The 6,887-nt window shown below is 70.6% G+C and carries 6 protein-coding genes; 5 read left to right on the top strand and 1 reads right to left on the bottom strand.

Going from position 1 to position 6,887, the window contains the following annotated elements; all coding sequences use genetic code 11:
- Window positions 1–204: 204 nt before the first annotated feature.
- Genes OPU66_RS10120 through OPU66_RS10130 form a run of 3 tightly spaced genes read left to right on the top strand, consistent with a single transcriptional unit; the run spans window position 205 to window position 3,892 of the window.
- The gene (locus OPU66_RS10120) at window positions 205–1,059 is read left to right on the top strand and encodes a lytic transglycosylase domain-containing protein (protein WP_498553504.1); all 855 of its coding nucleotides are present in this window, start codon (window positions 205–207) and stop codon (window positions 1,057–1,059) included.
- Window positions 1,060–1,063: 4 nt separating this feature from the next.
- A complete protein-coding gene (gene flhA / locus OPU66_RS10125; RefSeq protein WP_498553505.1) occupies window positions 1,064–3,151 on the top strand; it encodes a flagellar biosynthesis protein FlhA in 2,088 nt (695 codons plus the stop codon).
- Between the two features lie 9 nt (window positions 3,152–3,160).
- Complete coding sequence (locus OPU66_RS10130; protein WP_498553506.1) at window positions 3,161–3,892, top strand: sigma-70 family RNA polymerase sigma factor; 732 nt, start codon at window positions 3,161–3,163, stop codon at window positions 3,890–3,892.
- Between the two features lie 201 nt (window positions 3,893–4,093).
- On the opposite strand, the gene OPU66_RS10135 is transcribed toward OPU66_RS10130, so the two are convergent.
- Window positions 4,094–4,903, bottom strand: a complete 810-nt coding sequence (locus OPU66_RS10135; RefSeq protein ID WP_498553507.1) for a flagellin N-terminal helical domain-containing protein — start codon at window positions 4,901–4,903, stop codon at window positions 4,094–4,096.
- Between the two features lie 233 nt (window positions 4,904–5,136).
- On the opposite strand from OPU66_RS10135, the gene OPU66_RS10140 reads away from it, so the two are divergent.
- Window positions 5,137–6,420 carry a sigma-54 interaction domain-containing protein gene (locus OPU66_RS10140; RefSeq protein ID WP_498553508.1) on the top strand — a complete coding sequence of 428 codons (1,284 nt, stop codon included), beginning with the start codon at window positions 5,137–5,139 and terminating at the stop codon, window positions 6,418–6,420.
- Window positions 6,417–6,782, top strand: a complete 366-nt coding sequence (gene fliE / locus OPU66_RS10145; RefSeq protein WP_498553509.1) for a flagellar hook-basal body complex protein FliE — start codon at window positions 6,417–6,419, stop codon at window positions 6,780–6,782. The genes OPU66_RS10140 and fliE overlap by 4 nt, the downstream gene beginning before the upstream one ends.
- Window positions 6,783–6,887: the final 105 nt, after the last annotated feature.

The raw sequence follows: 6,887 nt of genomic DNA on the forward strand, positions 1-6,887 counted from the left end.
CCCCCGGTCGCCCGCGGGGAGGAGGACGGGTCGCCGGTCCGGGCGCGCTGCCGCTGTGCGCGACCGGGGCGGTGCCACGGGGGCGGTGCGGCGACCTGGGGGCTTGAGGGGCCGCCGCGCCGTCCCCGACCAGCATGCCGGTTTCGGGCACGATTTTCTGGCACGATCTTTGCTGAACCGATCCCGAATCAACGGGATGCGTGCATGACGATCGCCAGCTTCAGCGTTCAGGACCGGCCCGGCGGGGTGCATTCCGCCATCGCGGTGGCGGCGGCGCGGACCGGCATGGATTTCAGCTATCTGCTCGGTCAGGCGCAGGTCGAATCGGCGATGCGCCCCGATGCGCGCGCCGCGACCAGCAGCGCCGAGGGGCTGTACCAGTTCATCGACCAGAGCTGGCTGGGCATCGTCCAGCGCCACGGCGCGGCCCATGGCCTTGGCTGGGCGGCAGAGGCGATCAGCACGGGGCCGGGCGGCCGCTTCCATGTCGCCGATCCGGGCCTGCGCCGCGCGATCCTCGACCTGCGCCGCGATCCGCGCACGGCGGCGCTGATGGCGGCCGAACATGCCGCCGACAACAAGGCCGAGCTGGAAGCGCGCTTCGGCCGCGATATGGGCCCGGCCGATCTCTACATGGCCCATTTCCTCGGGCTGGGCGGCGCGCGCCGCTTCATCGCCGCGCTCGACAGCGATCCCGACCAGCCGGCGGCGCGGATGTTCCCGGCCGCCGCCGCCGCCAATCGCGGCGTGTTCTTCGCCCCCGATGGCCGGGCGCGTTCGGTGGCCGAAATCCATGGCCGCTTTGCCGAGCGGCTGCAACGCGGCGCCCGGCTTGCCGGGGGCGGCAATCCCTTGCCGGACATGATGCCGGATCTTGCCGCCGCCCCGCCGGCCCGGTTCGCGCGGGCGGTGATGCCCCCCGCCGCCGCCGCCGATGCCGATGCGCGCACCACGCTGGATGACCTGCTGGCGCGCGGGCGGACGCGCGACAGCCTGCTGCGCCCCCGGCCGGATACGGCGCGGCTCGCCTATCTGATGCTTGCCGGCATGGGGGGCTGAGATCATGGCCAGCCTGACACTCACCCCGGCGCTTGCCGGCCGCGCCGGCCGGGTCGCCGCGCTGCCGGCGGGGATCCTGCTGCTCGTCCTGCTGATGGTCGTGCCGATCCCGGCGGCGTTGCTCGACCTGTTCTTCATCCTCAACATCATGATTTCGGTCGCGGTGCTGATGGTCGCGCTCAACGCCGAAAAGCCGCTCGATTTTTCAAGTTTCCCGACCGTGCTGCTGCTCGCCACCCTGTTCCGGCTGGCGCTCAACGTCGCTTCCACGCGCGTCGTCCTCGTCCACGGGCATGAAGGCAATGCCGCCGCCGGCCATGTGATCGAGGCGTTCGGCAGCTTCCTGATCGGCGGCGACTATGTCGTCGGCCTGCTCGTCTTTGCCATTCTGGTCATCATCAACATGGTGGTGATCACCAAGGGCGCGGGGCGCGTGTCGGAAGTGTCGGCGCGCTTCACCCTCGATGCGCTGCCGGGCAAGCAGATGGCCATCGATGCCGATCTCAATGCCGGGCTGATCACCCCCGACGAGGCCAAGGCCCGCCGCGTCGAAGTGGCGACCGAGGCCGATTTCTACGGCTCGATGGACGGTTCGTCCAAGTTCGTGAAGGGCGATGCCATCGCCGCCCTGCTGATCCTTGGCGTCAATGTGCTGGGCGGGCTGGTGATCGGGGTTGCGAGCCACGGGCTGGGTATCGGTGATGCGGCGCGCGCCTATCTGCTGCTCGCGGTCGGCGATGCGCTGGTCGCGCAGATTCCGGCGCTGCTGCTGTCGATCGCGGCGGCGGCGATCGTCACCCGCGTCGCCTCCGCGCATGATCTTGCCGGCCAGATCGGCAGCCAGTTCGCCAGCCCGCGCACCTGGGCGCCGGTGGCGGCCATCCTTGCCCTGCTCGGCCTGCTGCCGGGGATGCCGGGGCTGTTGCTGCTGCCGGCGGCGGCGCTGGCCGGGCTTGCCGCCTGGGCGCTCGCCCGTGCCAGGGCGCGCGCCGATGCCGCGCCCGCCCCGGTGGCCGAGGAACCCGCCGACATCAGCCGCATCGACTGGTCGGAAGTCGCCGATGCGATGCAGGTCAATCTGGAAATCGGCTATGGGCTGGTGCCGATGGTCGATGACCGCGCGGGCGCGCCGCTGATGGCGCGGATCACCGGCGTCAGGCGTCAGCTGTCGAAGGAGCTGGGCTTTGTCGTGCCGCAGGTCCGGGTGCGCGACAATATCGGCCTCGCCCCCTATCGCTACCGGGTGCTCGTCAACGGCGTGGTCGTGGGCGAGGACGAGGTCGCGCCCGACGAGATGCTGGCGCTCGACACCGGTCAGGCGGTCGGCAGCCTGCGCGGCCGGGCGGCGCGTGATCCGACCTTCGGCCTTGATGCGACCTGGATTGCCGCCGCCGATGCCGATGCGGCGACCGCGCAGGGCTATATGGTCGTCGACAGCGGCACGGTGATCGCCACCCATCTCAATCATCTGCTCGGCACCCATGCTGCCGATCTGCTCGGCCCCGACGAGGTGCAGAGCCTGCTCGACCGGCTGAAGGAGCAGGCGGCGCAGCTGGTCGCCTCGCTGTCGCCCAATCCGGTGCCGCTCACCGTGCTGACCCAGGTGCTGCGCGCGCTGCTGGCGGAAAACATCCCGATCCGCGAGTTCCGCCGCATCGGTGCCGCGATCGCGGTCGCCGCGCAGCGCACGCTCGATGCCGAGGAGCTGGCAGAGGCGATCCGCCCCGATCTCGGCCCGCTGATCATCCAGAAGCTGTGCGCCCCGCGCGAGCCGCTGCGCGTGATGACGCTCGAGGCCGGGCTGGAGGCCGTGCTGGGGCAGGCGGTGCGGTCCGATCCCGCCCGCCGCCACATGATCGATCCCGAGCTTGGCCGCCGCATCCTTGATTCGCTGCATCAGGCGGCGCAGCCGCTGATCGCCGAGGCGCGGCCCTTTGCGCTGATCGTGCAGCCGGGCATCCGTATCGCGCTGCGCAAGCTGGTCAGGACCGCGCTGCCCGACACGCCGGTGATGAGCTTTCTCGAAGTGCCGGACGACAAGCCGGTCGACGTCGTCGCCGTGATCGGCGCGCCCCAGCAACTCGCGGCCTGAGGAACCGATATGGCCACTGCCCCCATCATGCCGCTCGTCTATGACCGTCCCGGCCGGCCCGCCGGCAACGAGGCGATGATCCGAGCGCACATGCCGCTCGTCCGCCGCATCGCCTGGCACGTCTATGGTTCGGTGTCGAACGCGGTCGAGGTCGAGGATCTGATCCAGACCGGGCTGGTCGCGCTGGTCGAGGCCGCCGCCAGTTTCGAGGATCGCGGTCAGGTGACCTTCGCCCAATATCTGGCGACCCGCATCCGCGGCGCGATGATCGATGCGCTGCGCCGGCAGGCGACACTGACCCGGGGCGCGATGCGCCGCCGGCGCGCACTGGCCGAGGCGGAGGCGGCGCTCGCCGCCGCTTATGGCCGCCCGGCGACCGAGGCCGAACTGGCCGAACGGCTGGGCGTGACGCGCGACCGGCTGCGCACCGACTATCTCGATGCGCGGCCGGTGCGGATGGAGCCGATCGACGGCGTCTATGCCGATGACAGCCCCTGGTTCATGAGCGACGCGCCGGACCCGTTTGCGACGCTGGAGCAGGAGGATCTGCACCGCGCGCTGACCGCCGCCATCGCCACCCTGTCGGCGCGCGAGGCGCAGGTGATCCAGCTTTATTATGTCGAGGAGCTGAATCTGGAGGAGATCGGCCAGGTGCTGGGCGTCGGCGCGGCGCGGATCTGCCAGATCAAAAAGGCCGCGCACCAGAAGCTTCGGGACGCGCTCGCCCGCCAGACCGGCTGAGCCGCGCGCCCCCACCTCCGGCCGCCCCCCCCCCGCAACATCGTCACCAGCGCGACCATCGGTGCGCCGCTGCGCGTCCCGATCCGATGCCCGGTCCCAGACATGCAAAGGCCCCCGGCGCGTTGGGGGCGCCGGGGGCCGGGTGGTATCCGCTACGCAACGGTTACTGAAACAAACGCGACGTCACATCGCTGCCGCGCCTCAGCGCAGCAGGTTGAGCACGCCCGAGGCGCTCTGATTGGCCTGGGCGAGCATCGCGGTCGCCGCCTGGCTCAGGATCTGGGCCTTGGCGAGGTTGGTGGTTTCGACCGAGAAATCCGTGTCCTCGATGCGGCTGCGCGCGTCGGACAGGTTGTTGATGTTGTTGGTCAGGTTGTTGACCACCGATTGCAGGCGGCTCTGCCCGGCGCCCAGCGACGCGCGGGTGGTGTTGACCGCGGCCAGCGCGTCATCGACATCGCCGAGCGCGGTCGCCGCATCGGCGGCATCGGAAATGTCCGCGCCGGTCGCATCCGACAGATCAAGCCCGGTGATGGTGAGCGTGACGGTGTCGCCGTCATCGGCACCGGTCTGGATGTCCACGGTCACATCGGCCGTGCCGAACAGCGTGACGTCGTTGAAGGTGGTGTTGGCGATGATGTCGTCGATCTGCGCGCCCAGTTCGGCGACTTCGGTTTGCAGGTTCGCGCGGTCATCGTCGCTATAGGTGCCCGAGGCCGACTGGACGGCGAGTTCGCGGATGCGCTGGAGCATGTTGGTCACTTCGGTCAGCGCGCCTTCGGCGGTCTGCGCCAGCGAAATGCCGTCATTGGCGTTGCGGATCGCCTGGCTCATGCCGCGGATCTGCGAGGTCATCGAGCTGGCGATGGCAAGGCCGGCGGCGTCGTCGCGCGCGCTGTTGATGCGCTTGCCGGTCGACAGCCGCTCCATCGCGGTCTGCAGCGAAAGCTGGGCGGTGCGCGAGCCGTTCTGCGCCCTGAGCGCCGCCGAGTTGGTCGAAATCACAGTCATGTCCGGTCTCCGTCTGTGGTCCGGCCGCGCTTCATCGTCGCAGGAACGACAGCGAAGCCAGAGCAGCCACCCCAGAAAACGGCGCATGTCGCCCGGGCTTTAGCGGATTTTTCGCGCCGCCCCGCACGGCCCTGCCAAAATGCCTCTACGCGCGCGCGTAGAACAAAAATCAGCGTTAACGACTGTTTTACCTCATTTTTGGATACCGGTCCTCGAACAAGGGGGCCGAGACGATGGGAACCATCTTCCACACCGACAAGGCGATGCGGCAGCACCCGCAGCTCCTGTCCTGGCTGAAGGGGCTGGGCCGGGACGTGCGGCCTTATGCGGGCGACCGGCCGCGTGCCGGCGACCGTTTCGTGATCGCCGAGGGTGAGGCCCCGCCCGCCCCGCGCACGACGCTGATGCTGATGGCGGGGGCCGGGCGCGTTCTCGTCCCGGCGCGTGACGGTGCGCCGGCGCGGCTCGGCTATGGCCCCGAGGATCGGGATTTCTCCCATCATCTCGCCGCCGCGCTGCTCGGCGGCGATGCGCCCGCCGCCGCCGATCCGGGGAGCCTCGCGCTGTGCGCGCTCGCCGAACGGGTGGCGGCAAGCGACATCACCGTGCTGGTCAACGGCCCGACCGGGACCGGCAAGGAAGTGATCGCCCGCCATATCCATGCCAGCTCGCCGCGCGCCGCCGGGCCGTTCATCGCCGTCAACTGCGCGGCGCTGCCCGAAGCCATGCTCGAAGCGCTGCTGTTCGGCCATGTGAAAGGCGCGTTCACCGGCGCGAGCGCCCCGGCTCAGGGGTTTTTCCGCGCCGCCGATGGCGGCACGCTGCTGCTCGACGAGATTGCCGAAATGCCGCTCGGCCTTCAGGCCAAGCTGCTGCGCGTGCTGCAGGAGCGCGAGGTCGTGCCGCTGGGCGCGACCGCGGCCGAGCCGGTCGATGTGCGCGTAATCGCCTGTGCGAACCGCGACCTGCCCGCCGAAGTCGCCGCCGGGCGGTTCCGCGCCGATCTTTATTACCGGCTGAGCGTGTTTCCGCTGGCGACGCTCGCCTTGTCGACGCGGCCGCAGGACGTGGCGGCGCTCACCGCGACGATGATCCTGCGCCATGCCGGCCAGCGGCAGAGCCTGCCTTGGCCCGATGACGCGGCGCTGGCGGCGCTGGCCCGGCATGACTGGCCCGGCAATGTCCGCGAGCTGGAAAATGTCATCCAGCGCGCGCTGCTGCTGTCGGCGGGCGACCGCATCGGCGTGGCCGATATCGTGTTCGATCCGTCGGCGCGCCCGGCAGAGGTGGCGGCGACCGTGGCCGACAGCGCCCCGGCCCCTGCCGATCCGACGCTGGGCAACATCGTCCGGCTGCACGAGGTGCAGGCGATCCGCGACGCGCTGGCGCAGTGCAATGGCAACCGCGCCGAAACCGCGCGCCGGCTGGGGATTTCGGAGCGCACATTGCGCTACCGGCTGGCGCGGATGCGCGAGGCGGGTGAGACCGTCGCCACGCGGCGGAGCGCCTGGGCATGAGCGTGGCCGGCCTGACGGGTGCCGACCGGGTGATGGCGATCCGCGCCCAGATCCTCGAACGCAATGCCGCGCTCCAGCGTGCGACCACCGGGGCTGCCGCCCCGGCGGCGGGCGGCATCGCGTCGCCGGCGGCCCCGCCTGCAACCGGCTTTGCCGGCACGCTCGAGACCGCGCTCCAGTCGGTCAACCGCGCCCAGTCGGCAGCGTCGGCGGCGAGCGAAGCCTATGAGCGCGGCGAGACGGTGGATGTCGCGCAGGTGATGCTCAGCCGCCAGAAAGCCTCGCTCGCCTTCGAGGCGACGCTGCAGGCCCGCAACAAGATCCTGTCCGCATACAAGGACATTATGAGCATGCCGGTCTAAGCCATGGTCACGACCGCTCTTGCCGCCGCATCGCCGCCCGCGGCCGATCCGTCGCCCACGTCGCCGCCCGCGCCGCTGTCCGGCCGCCGCCTGCCGCCGCTGGCC

This window comes from Sphingomonas sp. URJC2 (genome assembly GCF_059803575.1).